We start from the raw sequence: 23776 nt of genomic DNA on the forward strand, positions 1-23776 counted from the left end.
TAGCATTCTTCAAGTGATTGACTCTCCATCAGGTATCCGGGTGACGGATCTTTTTGCAGGTGCCGGCGGGTTGACTGCTGGCCTGACTGCAGCGGATCCCAGGCTCTCCCCTTTCCAAGCGGTGGAATGGGATCTCGACGCTGCGGCATCTTACTCAACCAATTTTCCTGAAGCTGATGTGGCTAACGTCGATATCGTATCCTGGGCGACTTCCGGCGCAGCTCGAGACACCGATGTAGTGGTGGGCGGCCCACCCTGCCAGGGATTCTCAACACTCGGTAGGCAGGAGGAGAACGACGAAAAGAACTTCCTCTGGGAGCAATACGCTCAAGTTGTAGCAGATACTTCACCGCGCTACTTCGTGATGGAGAATGTTCCTCAGTTTCAAAAATCTCAACAGAAGGAAGTTTTCATTAACGAACTGGCTACCGGCCAGCTTCGAGACTACGTCGCCTCTATTTGGACCGTGAACACAGCAGACTATGGTGTTCCGCAATCTCGGAAACGGATGATCATTCTCGGATCCCGACGTGACGTTCCTGTGCTCAAGCTCCCGGCGCCAAGCTCATCAGGTAAGAACGATTACCGCACGGTTCGCGACGCCTTTAATGGTCTCGAGCCGGTTGTCACTTCCACTGATCTTCCTGATCGTTCAATCAGTTTTAATGGTTCGGTTCGCCCCGGCCCTTTCCGTTCCTTCGAGCTTCATTTAGCCCGCAATTATTCTGATCTCTCACTACAGCGATTCGCCACCATCCCAGCCGGAGGCAACCGATTCGATCTACCAGATGAGCTTAAATCGCCCTGTTGGAGATCCCATACTTCAGGATCTGGAGATGTCATGGGGCGAATGTTCTGGGATAGGCCGTCAGTAACCATCCGGACTGAATTCAACAAGCCTGAAAAGGGTAGGTATCTTCACCCCGAGCAGCCTCGCGCGATCACTCACTTCGAGGCAACACGTCTCATGGGATTTCCTGATAACTATCTGTGGGTAGGGACGAAAACTTCAATTGCGCGTCAGATTGGAAACGCCGTCCCTCTCGAACTTGGAACAGCAATCGGCCGCCAGATCTCTCAGCTGATCCCTGGCTGAATTCTAGGCCGAGACTATCTCAGTCTAGCCATTTAGCCAGACCTGCTAGAGACATCGTTGACCAGCAGTTTAAGCAAGATCATTTAGGATCTCCGCAACGCTCCCCGAGAGCATCGACTCTTTGAGCCGAGCCAACCTGCACCATTCCCGGACCGCTGCTTGTTTCCCAGCCCGCTCCCCGAGATACCACAAGCCCCCTCCGACATCAAATACCTTCCAATCGACAGAAATTTCTCAGAATCGCTTCCACATTGTTCAACAATCCCCTAGACTGCCCTACATCACATTTTTCTATGGCATACGACTGAAAGGTAGGGCCACCGTGATGGGCACCTCAACACCAGATTCTGGCGATCAGAATCCCACCAGTCCGGTTGCCAACTCTGGCGACACCGAATCCACCGACACCACGACGAGCCGTCTGAAGCACGCTCCTCGTCGCACAGCCATCCTCGGCGCGATGTTCTTGATGGCCACCAGCGCCATCGGCCCGGGTTTCCTCACCCAGACCAGTGTGTTCACCGCACAGATGGGCGCGGCTTTCGCTTTCGCCATCTTCATCTCAATCCTGTTGGATATTGCTATCCAGCTCAACGTCTGGCGGGTGCTGGGAATCTCCGGCTTACGCGCCAATGAGTTGGGCAATACCGTTGTCCCCTACCTCGGTTGGGTGATGGCAGCCTTCGTATTCACCGGCGGTGCCGTATTCAACATCGGCAATATCGCCGGCACCGGCTTAGGTCTCAACGCCATGATTGGTCTTGACCCTCGAATCGGCGGTGCTATCTCTGCTTTGGTCGCCATCTTCATCTTCATGTCCCGCAAAGCTGGGCTGGCACTAGACCGCATCGTCGTTGGCCTCGGCGCGATCATGATTCTCTTGATGCTCTATGTCGCCATCGTTTCCTCCCCACCCGTCGGTGAGGCACTGCGCAACACGGTCCTGCCTGACGAAGTAGATTTCTTGGTGATCACCACGTTGATCGGCGGCACTGTTGGTGGCTACATCACCTTCGCTGGCGCACACCGGATGATTGATAACAAGATCACCGGCCCGGAAAACCTCAAGGAAATTACTCAAGGTTCCGTCCTAGGTATCGTCGTCACCGGCATTATGCGAGCCTTGCTGTTTCTTGCGGTACTCGGCGTCGTCTCCACGGGCGTAACGCTCTCCCAAGACAACACTGCTGCCGATGCCTTCTACAACGCTGCCGGCGAGATCGGTCTTCGCCTCTTCGGTGTGGTGCTCTGGGCTGCTGGCTTGACCTCAGTCATCGGTGCTTCTTATACCTCGATTACCTTCGTGACCACGCAGAATACTGCACCGCGGGTGCGCACCATGCTCACCGTCGCTTTCATTACGGTCTGTGCCGCGATTTTCGTGACCCTCAACGCTGCACCGCAGGCACTGCTGATCTTCGCTGGCGCCTTCAATGGCTTGATCCTTCCGATCGGCTTCGCCATCGTGCTTTGGGTTGCTTGGCGGCGCACGGACCTGCTCAAGGGCTACCGCTACCCCAAGTGGTTGCTGGTTATCGGTGCCCTGGCATGGGTGCTGACGGTATTCCTCGGCTATAAGTCCTTCTCCGGTATTGCCGCCCTGTGGGGAATGTAATGACTACTGAGCTCAACAACCGGGCGGGTCTCAGCCCGTCCCAGGCCAGAGAACTCTTCCGAGCCGGCACCGTCGTGCCCACTTCTGGGTTCTCTCATGGTTTTGCACAGGCCAACCTGTTGTCACTGCCTAAAGAGGATGCGTTTGATTTCCTCCTTTTCGCCCAGCGCAACCCCAAGCCCTGCCCATTATTGGGGGTCTTGGAGCCAGGCCAGGTATCTTCGGAGCTGCTCAACGGCGGCGATATCCGGACGGATATTCCTGCCTACCGGCTCTTTCGCGATGGTGAGCTAGTAGAGGAAGCAACCGATGCCACCGCATGGTGGCGTGAAGATATGGTCTCTTTCCTTATCGGCTGCTCATTTACCTTCGAGGCCGCGCTCTTGGACAACGGAGTCCCAGTTGCCCATATCGCTCAAGAGCGCAACGTGCCGATGTATCGCACCACCATCCAGACCAACCCAGCGGGACGATTCGCTGGTCCACTGGTGGTCTCCATGCGTCCGATACCGGCTGGGCAAGTCGCAGATGCGGTGCGGATTACCTCACGCTACCCAGCAGTCCATGGCGCGCCGGTGCATGTCGGAGATCCTGCGGCCATTGGCATCGAAGATCTTGGGGCACCGGACTTCGGCGAATCAGTAGCAATCGCTGAGGGCGAGATCCCGGTGTTTTGGGCTTGTGGGGTGACCCCGCAGGCGGTGGTGATGGATTCTCGTCCCACGCTGGCCATTAGCCATAGCCCTGGTCATATGTTGGTCACCGATGCTCGGGACTTGGCTTACCAAGTTCCTTAAGCTTCCAATAGCTCCTGGATCCGCTGTCCTGTGTGTACGAGAGAATCGTGCAAGAGGGCGGCGGCTTCGGCGTTTTTGCCCTCGACCATTAGATCAACTAGCCGGCGATTAGATTCCACATAATCATCGTGAAAATCGGGCTGCTTTTTTAAGACCTGCAAAAACACTAATCTCATCTGCGCCAACAATCGATCCATGGTCTCATTCAATAGACCAGAGCCCATCCCGGCGACTAATTGCCGGTGAAAGCGTTGATTCAGCTCCGCTACTTGGTCGGTATTGCCCCGTTCTAGGAGCCACTCGGCTGTGCTTACTAGCTCAGCGAGCTTATCGACGTCGTGTTGGCTGCCCCAGCAGATCGCCGCCGGCTCAATCGCGGCTCGTGCCAAAAAGAGATCCTGGCCATCATGAGCGCTGGGGCTAGCGATGAACACGCCCCGATTTTTAATACGGACCAGAGAGCCATCTGCGATGAGCGTGGCAAAAGCCTCCCGCAAGGTATTGCGGGAGACTCCAAATCGTTTAGCCATATCTACTTCAACGAGCTGTTCACCTGGTTCAAAATCGCCAGCTGAAATAGCCCGAAGGATTCCACTGGCAGTTGTATTGGCACGCATTCCTCCGAGTCTAGGAGATTTGGCCCAAGACATCTCCCTTGGTGATTTTCTCCCCCGGCGACACGGTCAAGGCGATGGTGCCAGCGCTCGGGCTAGTAACTACCGATTCCATCTTCATCGCCTCGACGGTTGCTACCGGCTGCCCTTCCTTCACGGTCTCTCCATCGGCAACCTTCCAAGCCACCAAAGAGCCGGCAAAAGGTGCTAGAACTGCACCGGCAGCGGTTTCGGGTTCTGCCCGGCGCGAATGCGCAGGTGTTTCAGTTGGAATAGCTGCTCCCCTGCCAAGAATTCCGGTAGGGATACCAATCTGGTGCAAACGCCCGTCAATCTCAATGACGAGGGATTCCCGCTCGGTATAGGCATCTTCGATGTCTGCAATCCCGGTGGCTTGTCCGGGAACATAGTCTTGATCGACCCAGGTGGTGTGAATACCCAAATGGTCACCGCAGAAATCGGGGTGCGTGACCAGATCACGATGGAAGGGCACCACGGTGCGGACCCCGGAGATCTTAAGCTCTGCTAAAGCTTGTTCCGCGCGTCGCAGTGCCACCTGGCGATTGGGACCCCAGACAATGAGCTTGGCCAGCAGAGAATCATAGAATCCGGGGATCTGTGAGCCCGATTGCACACCGGAGTCGACGCGGATTCCAGGTCCGGTGGGAGGTGCAAAGGTGGTAACCGTGCCGGGGCTGGGGACGAAACCTTGGGCGACGTCTTCGGCGTTGAGGCGGAATTCGAAGGCATGGCCATGTGGCTGAGGATCGGTCTTAAGCTCAAGCTCTTGACCATCAGCGATGCGAAATTGCTCGGCGATGATATCGATTCCGGTGACAGCCTCAGTAACGGGATGTTCGACTTGGACACGAGTATTGACTTCGAGGAAAGAAACCGTGCCGTCTTCAGAGACGATGTATTCCACGGTTCCGGCGCCAACGTAACCAGCTCTGAGGCAAATATCGCGGGCGCCTTCGATAATCAGCTGGTTTTGAGCCTCGCTGAGAAATGGTGCGGGGGCTTCTTCGATGAGCTTTTGGTAGCGGCGCTGGGTCGAACAATCTCGGGTGCCTAAGACTCGAACATTGCCGTGGGTATCGGCGAGTACTTGGGCTTCGACGTGGCGAGGGCGGGTGAGGAATTTCTCCACGAAGCACTCTCCCCTGCCAAATGCCTCTCTGGCCTCGCGTCCGGCAGAGAGAAAAGCATCCTCAATGTCTGCAGCATTTTCCACGACTTTCAGGCCGCGGCCGCCGCCGCCAAAAGCTGCTTTGATGGCAATGGGCAGGCCGTATTGCTCAGCAAAGTCCTGTGCTTCTTGCCAGTCTTGGATGGGCTCCGGGGTACCCGGTGCCAACGGAGCGCCAGCTGCGAGGGCAATAGCTCGAGCCGCGACCTTATCGCCGAGGGTCTCGATGTTCTCTGGAGTTGGGCCGATCCAGGTCATTCCTGCTGCGGTCACCGCGCGAGCAAAGTCAGCGTTTTCGGAGAGGAAGCCATAGCCTGGGTGGAGGCAATCGGCGCCGGCGCGAGCGGCGACGTCGAGAAGCGCAGGAATATTGAGATAGGTATCGGCGGATTCAGACCCGGGCAGGGCATAAGCCTCGTCGGCGATCAGGGTGTGCAAGGCCCCAGCGTCTGGTTCGGCATAGACAGCGATGGAACGAATACCTAAGTCACGGGCGACTCGGGCGATACGTACAGCGATCTCGCCGCGGTTGGCGATGAGGACGGACTTTAGGGAGGTGGGGGCGCTCATTGGTCCTTTTCTGCTTCACAATCGGAGGTGGTGGGGGCTAGTGTTTCCGGGTCTAGCGGGATAAAACGCACGGTGGACCCTGGCGGGAGTTGTCCGGCGATGTCGAGGTCTTCGGCGATGACGGTGGCTACCACCGGATATCCGCCGGTGGTGGCGTGGTCACGGAGAAAAACCAACGGCAATCCATTCGCAGGAACCTGGATGGATCCGGCGACGATACCTTCGCTGGGAAGTTCACCATCGAAAGACCGATCCAATTCCATTCCGGTAAGGCGTAGCCCGACCCGGTTGGATTCTCCGCTGACCTGCCAGTCTTGAGAGCACAGCGCAGCCATGCCTTCGTTAAACCAATCATCGCGTGGTCCTGGTACGCAGCGCAGTTCACCGTGGGTACTGCCCTGCTTTTTCGCTACTCGCAGTGGGTTAGCCACCGAGGCTCCTACTGTGCCTTGGGGCAAAAGTGCGCCGTTGAGATCTACACCGGCATCTCTCAGCGGCACCGGTCCAAGTCCAGAAAGCAGATCAGTGGCCGCTGATCCCAGGGTTTGTTCTGCCACAAAGCCACCGCGTACGGAGACATAGGAGCGCAAGCCCGTGTTAGCTTCCCCAACTTCTAGGGTCTCGCCGGCGCTGATCCGCGCAGGGCTACCCAGGCTAAGAGGGCGATCGTTAATGCTGACGGTTGCTTGTGCTCCAGTGACGGCGACGACGGTATCTGCCAAGGCGCGCAATTTCAGCCCGCCGATGTTTTCTAGCACCGCTGCCGCGGAGTTATTTCCGACGGCCGCGTTGGCCGCGCGCGCCGATGCCTGATCGGCGGCGCCGGATTCAGCCACTCCAAGGTCGCCGTTTCCCGCTCGGCCCAGATCTTGAATGAGGGTGAGCAATCCAGGGTCGGTGAGCTGCAGGATGGGCCGAGCGGGGACTTGGTGCTCAGCATGCTTAGTGGAGTGATCACTGATGTGGATGTGTTCGCGCACTGCTCGGTAATTAACCTGATCGCCAGGTGCCACCAGTGCGGGAGGATCTATCGTGCTATCCCACATCGGAGTCGTGGTGGTGCCGATCAGCTGCCAGCCTCCGGGAGATTGTCGCGGATAGACTGCAGAAAAGTCCCCGGCGAGTGCGACGGCACCAGCGGGCACTGCGGTACGTGGGGAATCTCGGCGCGGCATAGTCAGCGCGTTGGCAGGGTTGGCCGGCACACAATAGCTAAATCCTGGGGCAAAGCCACCGAAGGCACCGACCCAATCAGTATCGGTATGCCACGCAATCAGGCTCTCCGGGCTCATTCCGACTAATTCGGCCGCTAGGCTCAGGTCTGCTCCGTCATAGACGACGTCGATGCTGACCTGCTTGGCCTGCTGTGAAAGCGCTGCGGCTGGATTAAAAGTTCGGAGGCGCTGGGCAGCTTTTAGGGCTGAGCGTGGAGAATCCGTGCTCAGCAAAAGAGTGCGAGCAGCGGCGATGATATCGATCTGGCCAGGCAGTGGGCAGCGTGTTAATTCACTATGCCAGGCCATGACGCTTGCTAGATCCGGTAGATCAACCAGCACGCTGCGAGAGCCAATGGGTCTTATTAACGGAAGCTCTGTCATAGGACGCTCCTAATTGAGACGCCCTCGGCAGCCAAGCGATCGACAATCGATTTAGTCATCGCGACCGAGCCTGGGGAATCACCGTGGACGCACACCGAGGTGGCATCCACATTCAATAGGGTTCCATCCACCGCGGTGATTGTGCCTTCGGAGGCAATCTGCAGCACTCGATCCGCTACCTGGTCCGGATCGCTGATCACTGCATCTGCTCGCTGACGAGAGACCAGTGTGCCATCGGGCTGGTAGTTACGATCAGCGAAGGCCTCAGCGATGACCTGCATTCCGGCCTTGTGCGCATAATCCATGGCCACTGCCCCAGGCAAGAGCATCACTGCTAGATCGGGGTCGAAGGCCCGGATGCCATCGATGACAGCCTGAGCTTGAACTTCGTGGTGGACGATGGCGTTGTAGAGCGCGCCATGAGGTTTGACGTAGCGGATAGTGGTGCCGTGTTTTCTCGACAATGCTTCGAGCGCACCGATTTGATAGAGCACTTCATCAGCTAGTTCGGTCGGTGCATAGTCCATGAATCGGCGACCGAAGCCGGCTGAGTCACGGTAGCCGACATGGGCGCCGACGGTGACTCCGCGCGCGACGGCAGACTCCACTGTTCGAGCAATATCATGGGGATCGCCGGCATGGAAGCCGCAGGCAATGTTCGCGCTCGAGACGAGTTTAATCATCGAGGCATCGTCGGCCACCGGGTTTCCGGCGGTGGTCTCGCCAAGGTCGGCGTTGAGGTCGATGGTTACCATCTCGCACTCCTTCTCAGATTGTTGAACAATCTTCAGTGTAGCGAGATAAACCCCCGGAGTGAAGGGGGTCATAGATATTTCTTGGCTACCCCTACCCCACATTCCTCGCCAGATCTTCCGAATCTAGCGTGGGTTGCAGGCTTAGGTGACAAGCATGCAAGGTCCAACCAGCACGATGATTTTTAGCCCTACGCTTTCGTTAAGCCTGCAGCTCATGGCTCAAAGTCTCTAGCTCTCCTCCACCAGCCATCTGCGAGGTCAGCTCTTCGAGTGAGACTTCTTCCACGGTGGCATCGAGTACCTGATTACCTAGGTTGAGCAGGATGAATCGGTTGCCCACCAAGTAGGCATGATGCGGATTATGAGTAATGAAAATGACCCCAATACCGCGGTCACGAGCTACGGCAATAAAGCGCAGCACCATGCCAGATTGCTTGACTCCCAATGCTGCGGTGGGCTCATCCAAAATGAGCACTCGGGCACCGAAATAGATTGCGCGGGCGATAGCCACTACCTGACGCTGTCCGCCGGAAAGGGAATCCACGGGAACGTCAACATTGCGTAAGTCAATGCCCATTTCTCGGAGCTGCCGGTCCGCGATGTCTTTCATCTCTTGTTCTTTGAGCCGGCCCAATAGTCCGGTGAGTTCCTGACCGAGGAAAAAGTTACGCCACACACTCATCTGCCCCACCACTGCTAGATCTTGGTAGACAGTCGCAATACCGGCATTGAGGGCATCTCTGGGGGAGCTAAACTCCACCGGTTCCCCAGCGACATACATCTGTCCGCTCGAGGGCGCATGCAACCCAGCTAGCACCTTGATGAGAGTGGATTTTCCCGCACCATTGTCCCCCAGCACGCACGTGACTGCGCCAGCATCCACCGAAAGTGATATCTCCTTGAGCGCATGGAAGGCACCATAGTTTTTGGAGATATCCTCCAAGCGGATTAATTCCTGCCCACTCATGAACGCTCCTGGTTGAATTTAGCGAAACGATTATTGGTAATCACGGCAAAGAGCAGCATCGCGCCGAGGAAGAACTTGAACCAATCGGGATTCCACCCGGCATAGACAATGCCCTGGTTAGTCATCCCGAAAATCAGCGCGCCGATTCCGGTGCCAATGACGGTGCCGCGGCCGCCGGTCATGGCACAGCCACCGATAACTGCGGCGATGATGTAGAGGAACTCATTGCCCACACCCTGGCCTGCTTGGATGGAGTCGAACATAAATAGGTTATGCATGCCGACAAACCACGCTGCGAAACCAACAAACATAAACAAGGTGATCTTGACGCGCTTGACCGGAACACCGACCGCGCGGGAGGCCTCTTCATCGCCTCCCACGGCAAAAATCCAATTGCCAAACCGGGTCTTGTAGAGCAACCAGCTACCCAGCCCAATAAATAGTAGCCACCAAAACACCGTGATTCGGACGTTAACTCCGAAGATCGGGATGCTGCTGGCAAAGACCGCCTGAGCGGAGGAAAAACCCTCCATATCGGAGATAATCGGAGTAGCCACCTGCCCGGTAATCAGTTTGGTCACCGCCAGGTTGAGCCCTTGGAGCATGAGAAATGCTGCCAAGGTGATCAAGAAGGAAGCGATCTTGGTTCGAACCACTAGGTAGCCGTTGAGAAAGCCGATTCCGAGGGAGATTCCCAGTGCGAGCAAGGCGCCAACCCACGAGTTGAGCCACAGGTTGTAGTTGAGCATCGTCGCAGCCAAGGCTGCAGTGGTCACAGCTACGCCGGAGGATAGATCAAACTCATTTCCGATCATCAACAGCCCCACGGCTATCGCCATAATCCCAATGGTTGAGCTGGCATAAAGCACCGTGGCGAAGGCGTCCCAGGACCGAAATGCCGGCGCGACGATCATAAAGAGCACGAAAATAATCAGTGCACCTAGGAGGCTGGCCAATTCAGGCCGACGGCTCAGCGCTGTCAATTGCTCAAGGACTGGCCGTGGGTTGGCCTTCGGAGATGTCTCTGTCGCACTCATCGAAGACCGTCCTTGGCTGCCTCAGCAATAGTCTCGACGTTGGTGGAGTCAATAAAACTCGGGCCGGTAAAGACCGGCTGGCCGCCGCCGACGGTGCTGCCGTTGCGGTGGGCAAGCCAGATCGCATCCACCGCCAGGTAGCCCTGCAGGTAGGGCTGTTGGTCGATCGCCCATTGAATCTCACCATCACGAACGGCATCGACCAATTGGGAGTTGGTATCAAAGGTCGCGATTTGGGCCGCGGATCCCGATGCCTGAACTGATTCAACGGCAGTCAGTGCCACCGGGGTAACCAGACCCATGACCCAGTCGATCGACTGATCTTGAGAGAGCTTGGCCTGCAGGGTGGACTGCACAGAGGTCAGGTCCATTCCGTTGACGTAAATTGTCTCCAATTCGGCGGTACCGGCTAGTCCTTCTTCGACTCCGGCACAACGGTCTTCCTGCGTGGAATTGCCCTGCTCATGAATCACACACAGCACATGTTGCGCCCCGTCTTGGGCCAAGCGCTCGCCCGCTTGAGTACCGGCCAGGCTTTCCGATTGTCCGAAAAAGCCGCTGAGCCCAAACTCTTGGTAGCGATCCATGCCAGCGTTAAGCCCTACCGTTGGGATACCTGCCTCGACAGCTTGCTGAGCAACCGGCCCGAGAGCATCCGCGTTGGGCATGGTGACGGCTAAGCCATCAACCTCGGCGTCAATGGCCGATTGAATGAGGTTGGCTTGATTCGGCGTTTGTGGGTCAGCTGAGTAACGCAGCTCAATATTGCTTTTACGAGCGGCGTCTTCAGCCCCCTGGCGGACTAAGTCCCAAAAGGTGTCCCCTGGTGCGCCGTGGCTCACCATCGCGACCACGATGCGTGGCGTATCGACGGTCCCGCCGCCTTCCCCGCCCGCACTATCACGGGGGGCTCCTCCGGTGGCAGAGCAACCGGTCAGCACCAAGGCTGCGCTCAGAGTTGCGGCAAGGGCTGACAACAGTCTGCGAGAAGTCTGAAAGCGTTTCACTCAACAGAGTCAACGCAGGTCACGACAACAAGTCAAACTAACTCTGCCCGTTCAGAATCGATTAAGACGGTCTCTGCTGCACTGATAGAACAAACCCCGCCTATCGATGCCCACCTTCAGCAGGGCGAGCGTCGATAAGCGGGGTGTGTCTATCACAAACCTAGAAATCAGGATCTAGACGCTAGTGGCCCCGGACTCAGCTGACTCCGGAACAGCCAAGTACGTCGCCAGACTGTCATCGAGCGCATCCAGCCACTCGGTGTGGTGCTGAGCTGCCATGGTGCCGGTGAGCACGGAAGGGTAAACGGCGTTGCGGTAGCCCATAATGTCGCGCTTTTTATCATGTGTCCAAGACTTGAGAATATCGGCGACCTCGACCAAATCGAACATCGGGTAATCGGTCTGCTCGATGAGCTTACGGACGTAATCGCATTGGAAATCAATGTCATCGTCCTTGCCCGACAGAGCTAGGAAACGATCCTTCCACTGATCCATGTGCGCACGCTGGGTCGCAGCATCGGGCAGCTCGATACGGCCAAGGATGATATCGCGAACGAACCAAGCCTGGGCATCGAACATGTTGAAGGTCAACCACTGATCTTGAGCGCCGAGGTAGAACAGCTTGTTATTGGCCTCAGAGACCACGCCCTCATAAAGGTGATCTGGGTAGATCGTGTTCGGCGAATCCAACGCCAGATCAGAGGGCAGGAATGGGTAGTGGTGCAGGTAGCCGGTGCACAGAATAATGGCATCGAACTCCTTGGAGACTCCATTGCTGAAGTACACAGTGGAGCCGTCGATGTGATCGACCAAGGGCTGCTCGTCAATGCCTTCCGGCCACTGGTAGCCCATCGGCTGGGTCCGGTAGCTCATGGTCACCGAACGCGCACCCATTTTATAGGCCTGCGATCCGATATCCTCGGCAGAGTAGCTCGCACCGATCATCAGCACGTCTTTGTCTGCGAAGCTCTCAGCACCGCGGAAATCATGGGCGTGGTTGATGACCCCGGGGAAGGTCTCAACGCCATCGAAGTCCGGAACATTGGGGAAGGTGAAGTGGCCCGAGCCGACGACAACGTAGTCGAAGGTATTCGACTCAGTTTTGCCGGTCCGCAGGTCTTCTACCGTCACGGTGAACAGCTCGGTGTCCTCGTTGTAGTCAACCCAACGCACGACGGTAGAAAAGCGCACCATCTTCTTGACATCCGACTGCTGAACTCGGCCGTTGATGTAATCCCACAGCACCTCGCGGGGCGGGTAGGAAGAAATTGGCTTCCCGAAATGCTCATCAAACGTGTAATCAGCGAATTCTAGAACTTCTTTCGGCCCATTCGACCAGAGATTGCGATACATGCTGGAGTGAACCGGCTCGCCATAGCGGTCCGTACCGGTGCGCCAGCTGTAGTTCCACTGCCCGCCCCAGTCATCCTGCTTTTCAAAACAGACGATCTCTGGGATCTCCTGCCCCTTCTTCTGGGCGGACTCAAAGGCCCTCAACTGGGCCATGCCACTGGGGCCTGCTCCGATAATCGCAACGCTCTTGCTCAAACGTACCTCTCCGGCCACAAGGGCCTTAATCTCCGTCGCGTGGCGGAGCAGGGCGTGTAATCAATCCAACGCCGAGCCACACACCACGCGGATTTTTCGGACATACTCACTGCCACTCACAGGCCAGCACACGAGGTTATCCTCATGCCGGCCCGGACAGGGGCGCCACCAGATAGCGGCACATTTTCCGAAAAACTCTCGTCCTATGTACATAGTCATGACCTTCGGATGCGCCAAAACCACATCACGGGCAGACCGAAAGACTGCTCCCGCCACGCTTAAATCCCTCGAGAAAATTCTCGGGGCATAAGAGGCAGAAACGACCATCATTTAAGGTGCGCCACAACGGGAAAACCCGCGCTACGCCTTTCGATCAGATCCATTCCCAAGTTCCAACATTAACATTTCCTGCCATCAAACAGATAATTCTTCGGCAACCAATCTCAGCCGAAACGGCTATCTAGATAGCGCTACTACCGGGCATAATCTGTCATAAGCGCTCACTAATGAGCACATGCTTGGACACGGAATGGACTCTCCACCTAGCTTGCCGGCTCTGTTGATACCGGATTAACTTCTAAGCTCTCCCGACCCAAGCTCCATACCGCTGCGGCCACTAGACCAATAACCCCACAGAGCAGGAAACCGACCTGGAAGCCATAGGCTTGCGCGACCATTCCGATAATGATCGGCCCGGTAATCGCACCTAAATCCTGACTCATCTGAAAATTGGCCAGGACCTTGCCGCCTGAGCGTTCACGACCAATAACATCGGCCAACACCGCTTGCTGGGCTGGATTGAGCAGGCCAGATCCTGCCCCAGCTAAGGCAGAGAGAATCAGCAGCGACCAATATCCTTCGGAAAACCCTAGTGCGCCGGTAAACACTGCATTGACCACTAAACCAGTCATCACCATGGGTTTGCGTCCAATGGTGTCTGCCAATCGTCCAGAAAACTGCAGCATAACCGCATTTCCAGCAGCAAAGGCTGCCATGGCCAGACCTGCGATCGCGCCACCGTGGTGAAATATTGCGGCGGCAAACAAGGGCAGGGTGGCCACCCGCACTCCAAAGTTGATCCAGCCATGAGCAAACCCGGAGACCAGAATTGACCGGTAGGCGCTATCCCGGATAGCCACTCTAAAGGTCAATGGCGGTTGGGTGTTGCGATGCAGTCCCGCATTGTCGGTATGTCGTGGCATCTTCCACCAGACGACAAAAGCTGCCATTGCCACGGCTACTCCGTAGATAACAAAGGGCGCCCGCATTCCCAACGTGGACAAAACTGCGCCAATAACGGGACCAATGACGTTGCCCACGAGGAAGGCGGTGCCATAAACGGCAGAGGCCCGCCCTCTTCCTGATGGCGGGGCAAGCTTGACGATAAGCCCCATCGCAGAGACCGTAAACATCGTGGAACCGATGCCAGCGATACCGCGCAGCAGCAGGATGTGCCAGTAGGCCTGCGCTCCAGCGACCAACGCAGTTGCAATGGCCACTGTAAGCAAACCAGTGAGATAGACCTTGCGGGAACCAAGTGCATCGACCAGGCGTCCAGATACCGGGGCAAAAACCAACCGCGAAGCCGCAAAGATAGAAATTACTGCTCCGGCAGCGGCCATCGAGACATCGAAGCTCACCGCAAACTGAGGAATAATAGGCGCTACCAGGCCATACCCTAAGGCGATAATAAACGCGGCGGCCACGAGGACCCAGATTTCGGTGGGCAGTGTGGGCGTTGCCGAGCGTTGCTTTTTGGTCATAACTCTCATCAGACTAATCCCCTCCCCTCAGATGAGTGAACATCGGTAGCAATCGCACGCATGTTCGATAGAATCGAACGTATGTGTTACTTCAATTCTCTAGACTGCCAATCATGAACACCACCTCACCTGCTCGCATTGCCCACCATCTGCGCAACACCCGAGCCGTCGAATTGGCGGATGTGCGCTCGATCATGCACCATCCCCGCAGCCTGGCTCGCCCAGTACCTCAATGGCGGCCGCCTTCTAAACACCTGCCGGGAATCTTTGGCACTTCCCCACTGACAGTAGCTTTGACCCGCCATCGGGTCGGCGACCAAGTAAGAGCCCAAGTACGCGACTTTGGCCAACAGCGCCAGCCTGCCTACCTAGTCACCCTCCGCATCACTGCCACTAGCGGTGGAGCGCTTGACCCGACGGTGTCAGAAGGTTGGGTTCGAGCTCTCCTCGACAATGATCTAGTGACCGCCGTCCACGAAGTGGCAACCGGCCACGCCCCGACCTTCGTATGGCTAGTTGATGGCCACTATCAACCGGTGCCGTCCCCGGCGTCACTGTTTAGCGGATTTAGCGCGGCAGCCTGACTTTTCCGGGTCGGATTCAATAGCCGATCAAGAAATCCTTCGGCCATGTTCAAATACTTGGGCCACCTCTACTGATCCATCCTCGCGGTAGCGAGTCCAGTCCCCGTGCTTGCGGGAATCTTCATCAAAATTTCCTATATTCCACAGGAAACCAGCCTTCTTAAAAAATTCCCATCTACCCACCATTCGAGCTGGGTCATCCGCCACGATCCGACCACGTGCTTTGGTTTCTCCACCAGAGTGAAAATGAGTCAGGATATCGCCCTTAATGATCATTTTCGGATGTCCGTTGGCGTATTTATTCCGGTCCATGGTGCGAATACTAGACGCGGTTCACAGCGCCCGCAGATAACGCTCAATCAGGTCAAACGGTGAAACCAATAAGGCGTTGATCGTGCCGGCAATCAGCGCCTGCTTCTCCGGGCAGTAGAACGCAAATGACCCAGGCACTCCCGAATGACCATGCAACGTCAACGCCTTCGACCACGGAGTACGTAGATGCTGGATCGACATCATGCCAGCGCCATAGCGTAGCGGACGGTATTGAATCCGACGCATCAGCGGATCGATGATGTGCACAGGGCTAAATAACTGACCACCAAAAAATGCTCGAGTAAAAGTCATCAGATCATCCGCAGTGGTGATCACCCCGCCTGCCCCCAGGGAACTCGAGAAATAACGAGAGAGACGCACCGGATGCTTGGAGGTATAGATATCTGCATACTCCTCCTGCCCAGGAACAGCGAAGGAGCTCCGAGTCATCCCCAAAGGCTCAAGGAATACCTCTTTAACCAGCTCTGAGAACTCCTGACCACTGACTTGTTGGGCAATCTGGGCTAATAGCTCGGCATTGAGATCTGAATAATGCGCCCGCTGACCAGATCCTGGCGGGAATTTCGCACCGATCCGAGCACTAGTTTCCATCTGTTCATCAACATCAATGACTCGATCCCAGTCCACGATCTGCTCGAGAACCGTCCGACGAGCAGGATCCCGAGCATCCTCCCAGCTGGCTAGACCGGAGGTCTGATCAATGAGATGGCCGACATTGAGATCCGCCCCAAAATCTTGACCTCCGACCACGTGCAAACCCGCCAGCGATCCGCCAGCCACCAAAGAAGAAACGGGCGTGTGATAACTCAGCTTGCCTTGATCAATCAGGCGGAAGATCAAGGCATGAGTAAACAGCTTGCTCACCGCTCCCGCCGCAAAACGACTTTGAGCCGACATCGCATCGGTGTCGAAGTGATGACGGACCGATCCATCAAGTAGCTCGACGGATACGGTGGTTGCCCCGTGGTCAGGGATGGCTGCCACCTTGGTGTCAACCTCTAAGAGGCGTTCTGACACAGGTGGTTTCGGACGGTCTCGGAGCATCCTCCGACTACCTACCTTTCCTCGACGACCTCATTATCCTCTTCGTGGTCGTCATCATCGTCATCATCAAAATCTTCGTCTTCTTCAACTCCGCTTTCGTCGCCATCGTCAGCGCCAAAGATGTCGTAGACATCAGGCTCATCCTCGGTGATCTCAACTACGGACAGCAACTGAGCTTCCCAGTCATCTGCCTGATCCGCGGCAAGCGAAAGGATGTCAAAGAGACGATCGAAATCGGTAAAGGTGCCCAGGTCCAGAACTTCATCAGTGGCCAGTTCTGCATCAGCATTAAGATCCGCAAACAAGCGCTGACGGTCTTCGTCGCTCAGCTGTGCATCACCATCGGATTCCCAAAGTTCATCGATAGCTTGGTCAATGAGATCCTCGAAGGATTCTCCTACGGCCACGAATTCCACCGCTGCAGTGGGAACTCCGTCGACGACCTCGACCATAACCTGCAGTTCTGAGTTCTCCCCCACCTCTGCGCGAACCAGGGTCGCGTTGAACGCATCCTGGTAGAACTCCAAGTCCCCGATCCGCTCATCAGTGCCCTCAAGCAGGTCACGCAGCACGGTCACGACCTGATCAGTGGCGACATGGCGATCAACCGTGGCCACCGCGTCTTCAACTGAGAAAACTACCGAGACCAACACTGCTTCAAAGTTCTCATCATCTTCATCCACGTCAGCGGCGGCGATATAGACATTGGCTGCCGGAAGCAGCACATCAATTTCCATGAACTGGATCTCTAAGTCCGAGGTAATGGGCACGAACATGATGTCATCGTTGACGCGAGACTCAATTCCCTCGGCGTCCAGGGCAGCGGCAATATCCTCGAAGAAGCTCATGGCTGGGTGTCCTTCCAATAAAACCGGTACAAGAGGTAACAACCGCTATCGGCGATCCGGACCCAGCCTAGCCTCGCGCGCGATCTCCTGCCCAGCGATTGGAATCACCTCCTAATTCATCGCCAATCATCAAACCGAGATTTTCTAATAGCTCTGGTCGACCATTGCCCCACTCGATCATGCGGTAGTCTTCCCAGGCTCGACGACGAGCGGCCTTCGGGTCATAAACCACTCGCAAGCCGTCATCAAATATGGCAGTAGCCCGTCCCGGGGTGTCATCGGTGGGACGGCGATAAGCTGGCCATTCTGAGCCTGGATGGCCGTGATGAATGAACTGTCCCCAGTGGTATTGCATCATCTGCGTCAGCTCCTCAAGACCATCCATCCCACCCAAGCGAGCAAAGCCGTTGGTCCTCGAGGCCGCTGGGTCGCCAAAGACCGCTGAAAGCTCCAGCGAGTGCATCGCACCAATCCCCAACCAGCGCAGGGCCGCTGGCGCGTAGTCAAAGCGATACATCCAGGTCGGTGCCATCTGAGAGTGATCAGAGGCCAGCCGGATCGAAGGCGCCCAGAAGAGGGCGTCGGCAAGCAGTTCGGCAAATTGAGTGCGCTCAGTAGCGCCGTCATAAGCTGCCAGCACTCGCGGGGCATGCTCGGGGTCAAAGGCGGTCAATAGTCGCAGCGCTGCCCGCGAGCGAGCAACCGTGCGCATATAGAAGAGCTTGGAAAAGCTCGCCTCATCGGAGTTGGTTCCGATCAGTAGCGGAACCTGGGCCTGTTGCCCAGCTTGGAAGATATTCATCGGATGATCGGGAACCACCCCGCCGTCGACAGTAGGGGCATAGCAAGAGTTCAGATGTAGTAGTTCCCCACCTCTCCACATCATCGACTGCCCGGCGCGCACGAGGTCAGCAGCCTCCATCTGGCGTAGATCCGAGAGGGTGGTTTGCCTGGGCAAGGCCATGCGATAGACCAATTCCCTGGCCCACAGTGTCGCCTGCGCACGAGAATGTAGAACGCTGATCGGCGGCGATTGGGCGATTGCACGGTGGAATAGCCCACGAGTGGCAGATACTCCCATCAGCGTGGTTACTGAGGCCCCACCTGCGGATTCACCCATGAGGGTGACATTGTCAGGATCACCGCCAAAGGCAGCAATATTGGATTGCACCCATTGCAGTGCCAGGATTTGGTCGCGCACCGCGGGGTTGGCCACGCAATCTTCGCCAATGCTGCGCAAGTCGAGATACCCCAGCGCGCCTAGTCGAAAGTTGATGGCCACATAGACAACCTGCATGGTGGTGGCCAGATGATAGCCGCGCAGCATGCGCTCGTGTGAGGCGCCCATGATGAAGGAACCGCCATGTAGATAGACGACCACTGGGAGCTGATCATCGTTGTCGGGTCGAACGATGTCCAGATTTAGGCAGTCCTCGGAGCCGATGACGCGGTCGGTCCAGGAGTAGGTCGGCTGTGGGGCGCGCGGGCCAAACGCGGTGGCATCTTTTACCCCGCGCCATTCATTCGGAGGTTGCGGGGCGCGGAAACGCTGGGAGCCAGAAGTATCGGCCCCGAAGGGCACTCCCCTCCAGGTTTGGATTCCCAGTTCTCGATCCACCAGGCCGCGGACCACGCCAGCGGTGGTGGTGATCTCGGGACCCGGGGTAGCGGACTCATTCATAACTACTACGGTAGTGAGCATGGTTAACTACGTCGACCGCAATACGACACTCTGCGTTTCATTGGCTGCCCGCCCTTCGAATCATGGAGTGCGTTTCCACAACTGGCTCTACTCCGAACTGAACCTTAATTTTCTCTATCAAGCGTTCTCCCCCGTAGACATCACCGCAGCGGTGGCTGGCATGCGTGGTCTGGGTATCCGTGGTGCCGGGGTTTCTATGCCCTTCAAGCAAGACGTCATCCCGCTTATCGACGCCCTCGATGCCTCTGCCGAGCGCATCGGTTCGGTCAACACGATCGTTAATACTGATGGTGAGCTGGTTGGATACAACACTGACTACGTCGCGGTAGCCATGCTGCTGCGTTCACATGAGGTGGATCCTTCCCTCCCAGTGGCCGTCCTGGGATCCGGTGGAATGGCCAATGCGGTAGTCGCTGCGGTCGCTGATCATGGAATGACCGGAACCGTTGTGGCCCGTAACCAAGAAACTGGCAACGCTTTGGCGGCCCGCTATGGCTGGGATTACGCCACCGAAGTACCCGAAGATGCCCAGTTACTCATCAATGTCACACCGATGGGAATGAACGGCGGCGATGAAAAAGCCCAGGCATTTAGTGACGAACAGATCACCCGCGCTGCAGTCATTTTCGATGTCGTCGCTTTCCCAGTAGAGACCCCATTGATCAAGGCCGCTGCGCGACTGGGCGTACCCAGCATCAACGGCAGTGAGGTCGTCGCCCTCCAAGCGGCAGAGCAATTCGCTCTTTATACCGGAGTCACGCCCACCCCTGCCCAGGTCATCGCGGCCGAAGACTATGCCAATAACCCCGGGTACTAACACTTAAAAACACGCAACAAAATAGCCAAGGAAACAGCCATGAACTTCCGGTCCACGCGACGCCGAGCTCTTTCTCGCTGCGTGTGTAGCAGCTGGGTTTCCCTTGTTCTGAGGATTGGTTACTAGGTGGCTCGTAGCGCTGGCACCCGAGAGCTACTCGCCGCTCTGCGGCAGCGCCGGGGCATTACTCTTATTACGATCATCGCCACGGTCAGCGCCGTGTTGTTTGAGATCGCTATTCCCTTATTGACGGGTTCCGCAGTAGACGTGGCTACCGGAGCCATCGATTCGACTGCGGCTACCCGGCTGCTGCCTGGCTTGGCTCCGTTGCAGGCGATCGTGACGGTACTCATTGCAGTGGCAATTCTGCGCTTTCTGAGCCAATTTGCCCGCCGATATACCGCAGGTCGGCTCTCTATTGATACCCAGCACACCCTGCGAGTAAGAATCTTGCAGACATTGCAACGGCTGGATGGGCCGGGCCAAGATGGCATCGTCACCGGGCAGATCGTCTCTCGTTCTATCTCTGATCTCAACGCCACTCAAGGGTTGGTGGCGATGGGCCCCATGGCGCTGGGATTGCTCCTGCAATTGGTGATCACAGCTGTGGTCATGTTGACGGTCTCTCCCCTGCTGACGGTCATCGCTCTGGCATTTTTACCCGTGATCGTGCTGATCGCGGTCTTGTCTCGCCGCTCGGTTTATGCGGCTACGTGGGTCTCCCAACAAGCCACTGCGGACCTGGCTACCCATGTCGAGCAGACTGTCACGGGTGTCCGCGTAGTCAAGGCTTTCGCCCAAGAAAATCGGGAAGTCGAACGCCTCGACCGATTGGGCAGAGTGCTCTATTCCACCAAAATGCGCGCGGCGAAACTGATGTCGCGCTTCCAACCACTGCTGTCGAACATTCCGCAATTAGCGCTAGTGGTCAATATCTTGCTCGGTGGCTGGCTGGTGTTGCGTGGGGATATCACGGTGGGCACTTTCTTCGCTTTCTCCGTCTTTTTGACCTCCCTGACGCAAATCGTAAGCATGCTTTCGGGACTGATTGTGACCCTGCAAATGGGCATGGCGTCCCTCGACCGCATCGCCGAGCTCCTCGATATCTCACCTGGCCGCGAAGACCTGCCAGTGCCCGCTTCCCTCCCCGAGGGTCCCTTGGGTCTGCGGTTATCCGAGGTATCCTTCGCCACCTCCGAACAAACTGTCCTGGACGGATTGACTCTCGATGTCAGCCCAGGTGAGACCCTCGCGTTGATCGGCCCACCGGGCTCAGGTAAATCCATGGCGGTCCAACTCATCGGCGGCTTCTACGCCCCTGATTCCGGGGCAATCGAGCTTATCGACGCCCGCGGCAATCCCGTAGACACCTCTAATCTGACCGGCGCCGACCTACGTTCTGCCGTGACTTGTGTCTTTGACGAGGCTTTCCTCTATTCATCAAGCATCCGTGAGAACATCGCCATGAGTTCCGGAGCCTCCGATGCTGAGATTATCCACGCGGCTGAGCTTGCCCAGGCCGCTGAGTTCATCGATGACTTGCCCTCCGGTTTAGATACCGTGGTCGGGGAACGCGGGCTCACATTGTCAGGAGGACAGCGCCAGCGCATCGCCCTAGCACGTGCACTGCTGGCACGTCCGCGCATCCTCGTGCTCGACGACGCCACCTCTGCTATCGATTCTTCTACCGAGGCGCGCATCATCGCCGCTCTGCGCGCCGAATTGAGCGAGGTCACCGTCTTGGCCATCGCCCACCGGCAATCCACCCTAGATCTGGCCGAGCGCGTCGCCATTGTTGACCAAGGACGAGTGACTCTCTCCGGTGAGCTAACTACGCTCCAGGATGATCCCCGTTACCGAAAGCTCATGAATCCTGATCCCGTCCCGGAGCTAGCGCGGGAAGAACTTATCGCTCCGGCACACGAAGTCCTCTGGCCCGAGCAAGTGACCCATTCGCGCACTGAGCACATCACCAACGCCACCGGACAGATCGGTGGGCGGCCAGGTGGCGGCGGTGGTGGAATGGGCGGACGTGGAATGGGCGGGATGTCGAATATCACCGCCACCCCAGAGCTGTTAGCCCGAGTCGATAGATTGCCACCAGCCACCGAACAACCCACGCTTGATCCAGACGAGTTACGCGCCGACCATGCAGATTTTCGGGTGCGAGATCTCTTCCGCACCGTCTCCCGCCTGATCGTGGGACTGATCGGACTGCTCATCGTCGGCGTGCTCACGAGCTTGGCTTTCCCCACTCTCATGCGCTGGGCCATCGACGATGGCGTTGGGCAAGACTCCTTGCAAACCCTCTGGGAGATCGCTGGCTTAGGAGTGCTGGTAGTACTTATCAGCTGGATTGCTGCGACCGCGTTGGTGGTGCTGACGGCTAGGACCGGCGAGCGCCTGCTCTATGGACTACGACTGCGCAGCTTTGCACATCTGCAGCGACTGAGCATGGACTACTACGAGAAGAACGTCTCCGGCCAGATCATGACCCGGATGACCACCGATATCGATACCTTGAGTTCTTTCCTGCAAACCGGGCTTGCCCAGGCGATCGTGTCACTGGGAACGCTCGGAGGCATTATCACCATGCTTGCGTTCACCGACGCCAGCCTGTCGCTGGTTGCGGTAGCAGCCATCCCGATCATTGGTGCCGCCACCATTGTTTTCCGAAAGATCTCCTCTCAGCTCTACACTGCCGCCCGCGAGCAAGTCAGCGCAGTTAACGCCGCGTTCCAAGAAAATATCAACGGTCTCCGGGTTGCCCAGATGCACGGGAAAACTGAACAGGCCTTAGCTGCGTTCACCGCTGATTCCGAGAATTACCGACGCCTGCGTACCCGCGCGCAAGCCGCTGTTGCTTTGTATTTCCCCGGTATGAATGCCATCTCGCAGATCACCACCGCCATCGTGCTCGGCGTGGGCGCTAGCCGAGTAGCTGATGGCAGCCTCAGTGCTGGCATCCTCATTGCCTTCGTCATGTATTTGGCCCAGCTCTACGGTCCCATTCAGCAGCTTGGCCAGATCTTCGATTCCTGGCAGCAAGCCACCGTCGGTTTCCGCCGCATCACTGACCTGCTGGCGACCCGTCCTTCTGTGACCGATCGCGGAGTGCGTGACGACGCCGCCTTAGCTGCCCAAGGCTCCCTAGACTTCGACCACGTCTCCTTTTCTTATGCAGCTGACTCAGCACTGATCGTCCAGGATTTAGATCTTCGCATCACGCCGGGAACGACGGTCGCGGTCGTCGGTCCTACTGGCGCTGGAAAATCGACCGTCGTCAAGCTGTTGTCTCGGTTTTATGATCCAGTCGCTGGGTCAGTCACCGCCTCGGGCACAGATATCCGTCAGTTCCCATTAGCCCACTGGCGCCGGACTATCGCGCAAGTCCCCCAGGAAGCACACCTGTTTATCGGCACTGTCGCCGAAAACATCTCCTACGGTTGCCCAGGCGCTAGCCAGGAAGAAATTGAAGATGCCGTGCGCAGAATCGACGCCATCGGCATCATCGCAGCCATACCCGGTGGTTTCAATGGTCTCGTTGGTGAACGTGGCCGAGGCCTTTCTTCTGGGCAGCGTCAACTGATCGCGCTAGCCCGAGCAGAGCTATTAAAACCAGATGTCATGTTGCTCGATGAAGCCACCGCAACCCTCGACCCGGCGACAGAAGCAGCGGTGCTAGAGGCTGCCGACAAGATCACCCAGGGACGGACCTCGGTGGTAGTAGCGCACCGTTTAGCCACTGCTGCCCGGGCCGATCGGATCATCGTGATCGATAAGGGACGTATCATCGAGGACGGAACCCATTCCGAGCTTCTGCACCGCGAAAGCGCCTATGCCATGATGTGGCGGGCACACCGGTAATGGGGGTGGAAAATGCCCCCAGGCG

The 23776-nt window shown here is 57.1% G+C and carries 19 protein-coding genes; 6 read left to right on the forward strand and 13 right to left on the reverse strand.

Going from position 1 to position 23776, the window contains the following annotated elements; all coding sequences use genetic code 11:
* Positions 1-13 precede the first annotated feature (13 nt).
* From C5L39_RS07970 to C5L39_RS07980, 3 genes are all read left to right on the forward strand, one after another.
* Positions 14-1096, forward strand: a complete 1083-nt coding sequence (locus C5L39_RS07970; protein WP_197714732.1) for a DNA cytosine methyltransferase — start codon at positions 14-16, stop codon at positions 1094-1096.
* A gap of 325 nt (positions 1097-1421) precedes the next feature.
* The gene (locus C5L39_RS07975) at positions 1422-2711 is read left to right on the forward strand and encodes an NRAMP family divalent metal transporter (protein ID WP_123048369.1); all 1290 of its coding nucleotides are present in this window, start codon (positions 1422-1424) and stop codon (positions 2709-2711) included.
* Positions 2711-3508 (forward strand): putative hydro-lyase, encoded by a 798-nt coding sequence (locus C5L39_RS07980; RefSeq protein ID WP_123048370.1) that lies wholly within the window; start codon positions 2711-2713, stop codon positions 3506-3508. Before C5L39_RS07975 ends, C5L39_RS07980 begins: the two co-directional genes overlap by 1 nt.
* Here the strand turns inward: C5L39_RS07980 and C5L39_RS07985 are convergent.
* The 9 genes from C5L39_RS07985 to C5L39_RS08025 all read right to left on the reverse strand — a co-directional run bounded on the left by C5L39_RS07985 (position 3505) and on the right by C5L39_RS08025 (position 14565).
* Entirely contained in the window at positions 3505-4125 is a 621-nt protein-coding gene (locus C5L39_RS07985) for a GntR family transcriptional regulator (RefSeq protein ID WP_123048371.1), read from the reverse strand. The two genes, C5L39_RS07980 and C5L39_RS07985, sit on opposite strands and share 4 nt — an antisense overlap.
* Before the next feature lie 10 nt (positions 4126-4135).
* A complete protein-coding gene (locus C5L39_RS07990) occupies positions 4136-5881 on the reverse strand; it encodes an acetyl/propionyl/methylcrotonyl-CoA carboxylase subunit alpha (protein WP_123048372.1) in 1746 nt (581 codons plus the stop codon).
* Complete coding sequence (locus tag C5L39_RS07995) at positions 5878-7479, reverse strand: 5-oxoprolinase subunit B/C family protein (protein ID WP_123048373.1); 1602 nt, start codon at positions 7477-7479, stop codon at positions 5878-5880. The genes C5L39_RS07990 and C5L39_RS07995 overlap by 4 nt, the downstream gene beginning before the upstream one ends.
* Complete coding sequence (locus C5L39_RS08000) at positions 7476-8234, reverse strand: LamB/YcsF family protein (protein WP_123048601.1); 759 nt, start codon at positions 8232-8234, stop codon at positions 7476-7478. Before C5L39_RS08000 ends, C5L39_RS07995 begins: the two co-directional genes overlap by 4 nt.
* 199 nt (positions 8235-8433) lie before the next feature.
* Positions 8434-9201, reverse strand: coding sequence for an ATP-binding cassette domain-containing protein (locus C5L39_RS08005; RefSeq protein WP_123048374.1), 768 nt, complete (start codon positions 9199-9201; stop codon positions 8434-8436).
* The gene (locus tag C5L39_RS08010; protein ID WP_123048375.1) at positions 9198-10238 is read right to left on the reverse strand and encodes an ABC transporter permease; all 1041 of its coding nucleotides are present in this window, start codon (positions 10236-10238) and stop codon (positions 9198-9200) included. Before C5L39_RS08010 ends, C5L39_RS08005 begins: the two co-directional genes overlap by 4 nt.
* Positions 10235-11245, reverse strand: coding sequence for a substrate-binding domain-containing protein (locus C5L39_RS08015; protein WP_165858014.1), 1011 nt, complete (start codon positions 11243-11245; stop codon positions 10235-10237). The genes C5L39_RS08010 and C5L39_RS08015 overlap by 4 nt, the downstream gene beginning before the upstream one ends.
* 174 nt (positions 11246-11419) lie before the next feature.
* Positions 11420-12793, reverse strand: a complete 1374-nt coding sequence (locus tag C5L39_RS08020) for an NAD(P)-binding domain-containing protein (RefSeq protein WP_123048603.1) — start codon at positions 12791-12793, stop codon at positions 11420-11422.
* Positions 12794-13335: 542 nt separating this feature from the next.
* Positions 13336-14565: an MFS transporter gene (locus C5L39_RS08025; protein ID WP_123048376.1), complete on the reverse strand. Its 1230-nt coding sequence runs from the start codon at positions 14563-14565 to the stop codon at positions 13336-13338.
* A 104-nt stretch (positions 14566-14669) separates the two neighbouring features.
* Here C5L39_RS08025 and C5L39_RS08030 point away from each other — a divergent pair, with 104 nt between their 5' ends.
* Positions 14670-15140, forward strand: a complete 471-nt coding sequence (locus tag C5L39_RS08030) for a hypothetical protein (RefSeq protein WP_123048377.1) — start codon at positions 14670-14672, stop codon at positions 15138-15140.
* Between the two features lie 27 nt (positions 15141-15167).
* Here C5L39_RS08030 and C5L39_RS08035 read toward each other — a convergent pair whose 3' ends face one another.
* From C5L39_RS08035 to C5L39_RS08050, 4 genes are all read right to left on the reverse strand, one after another.
* Positions 15168-15452 (reverse strand): toxin-antitoxin system YwqK family antitoxin, encoded by a 285-nt coding sequence (locus C5L39_RS08035; RefSeq protein ID WP_126268745.1) that lies wholly within the window; start codon positions 15450-15452, stop codon positions 15168-15170.
* Between the two features lie 21 nt (positions 15453-15473).
* Complete coding sequence (locus tag C5L39_RS08040; protein WP_165858015.1) at positions 15474-16490, reverse strand: serine hydrolase domain-containing protein; 1017 nt, start codon at positions 16488-16490, stop codon at positions 15474-15476.
* Between the two features lie 38 nt (positions 16491-16528).
* Positions 16529-17365 (reverse strand): hypothetical protein, encoded by an 837-nt coding sequence (locus tag C5L39_RS08045; protein WP_123048380.1) that lies wholly within the window; start codon positions 17363-17365, stop codon positions 16529-16531.
* A gap of 67 nt (positions 17366-17432) precedes the next feature.
* Positions 17433-19046 carry a carboxylesterase/lipase family protein gene (locus C5L39_RS08050; RefSeq protein WP_123048604.1) on the reverse strand — a complete coding sequence of 538 codons (1614 nt, stop codon included), beginning with the start codon at positions 19044-19046 and terminating at the stop codon, positions 17433-17435.
* 19 nt (positions 19047-19065) lie between these two features.
* Here C5L39_RS08050 and C5L39_RS08055 point away from each other — a divergent pair, with 19 nt between their 5' ends.
* Together C5L39_RS08055 and C5L39_RS08060 are read left to right on the forward strand one after the other, a co-directional pair.
* Positions 19066-19884: a shikimate 5-dehydrogenase gene (locus C5L39_RS08055; protein WP_123048381.1), complete on the forward strand. Its 819-nt coding sequence runs from the start codon at positions 19066-19068 to the stop codon at positions 19882-19884.
* 126 nt (positions 19885-20010) lie between these two features.
* A complete protein-coding gene (locus C5L39_RS08060) occupies positions 20011-23751 on the forward strand; it encodes an ABC transporter ATP-binding protein (protein WP_123048382.1) in 3741 nt (1246 codons plus the stop codon).
* The last annotated feature ends 25 nt before the right edge of the window (positions 23752-23776 follow it).

The sequence above is a fragment of the Corynebacterium alimapuense genome (genome assembly GCF_003716585.1).
Lineage (GTDB): Bacteria > Actinomycetota > Actinomycetes > Mycobacteriales > Mycobacteriaceae > Corynebacterium > Corynebacterium alimapuense.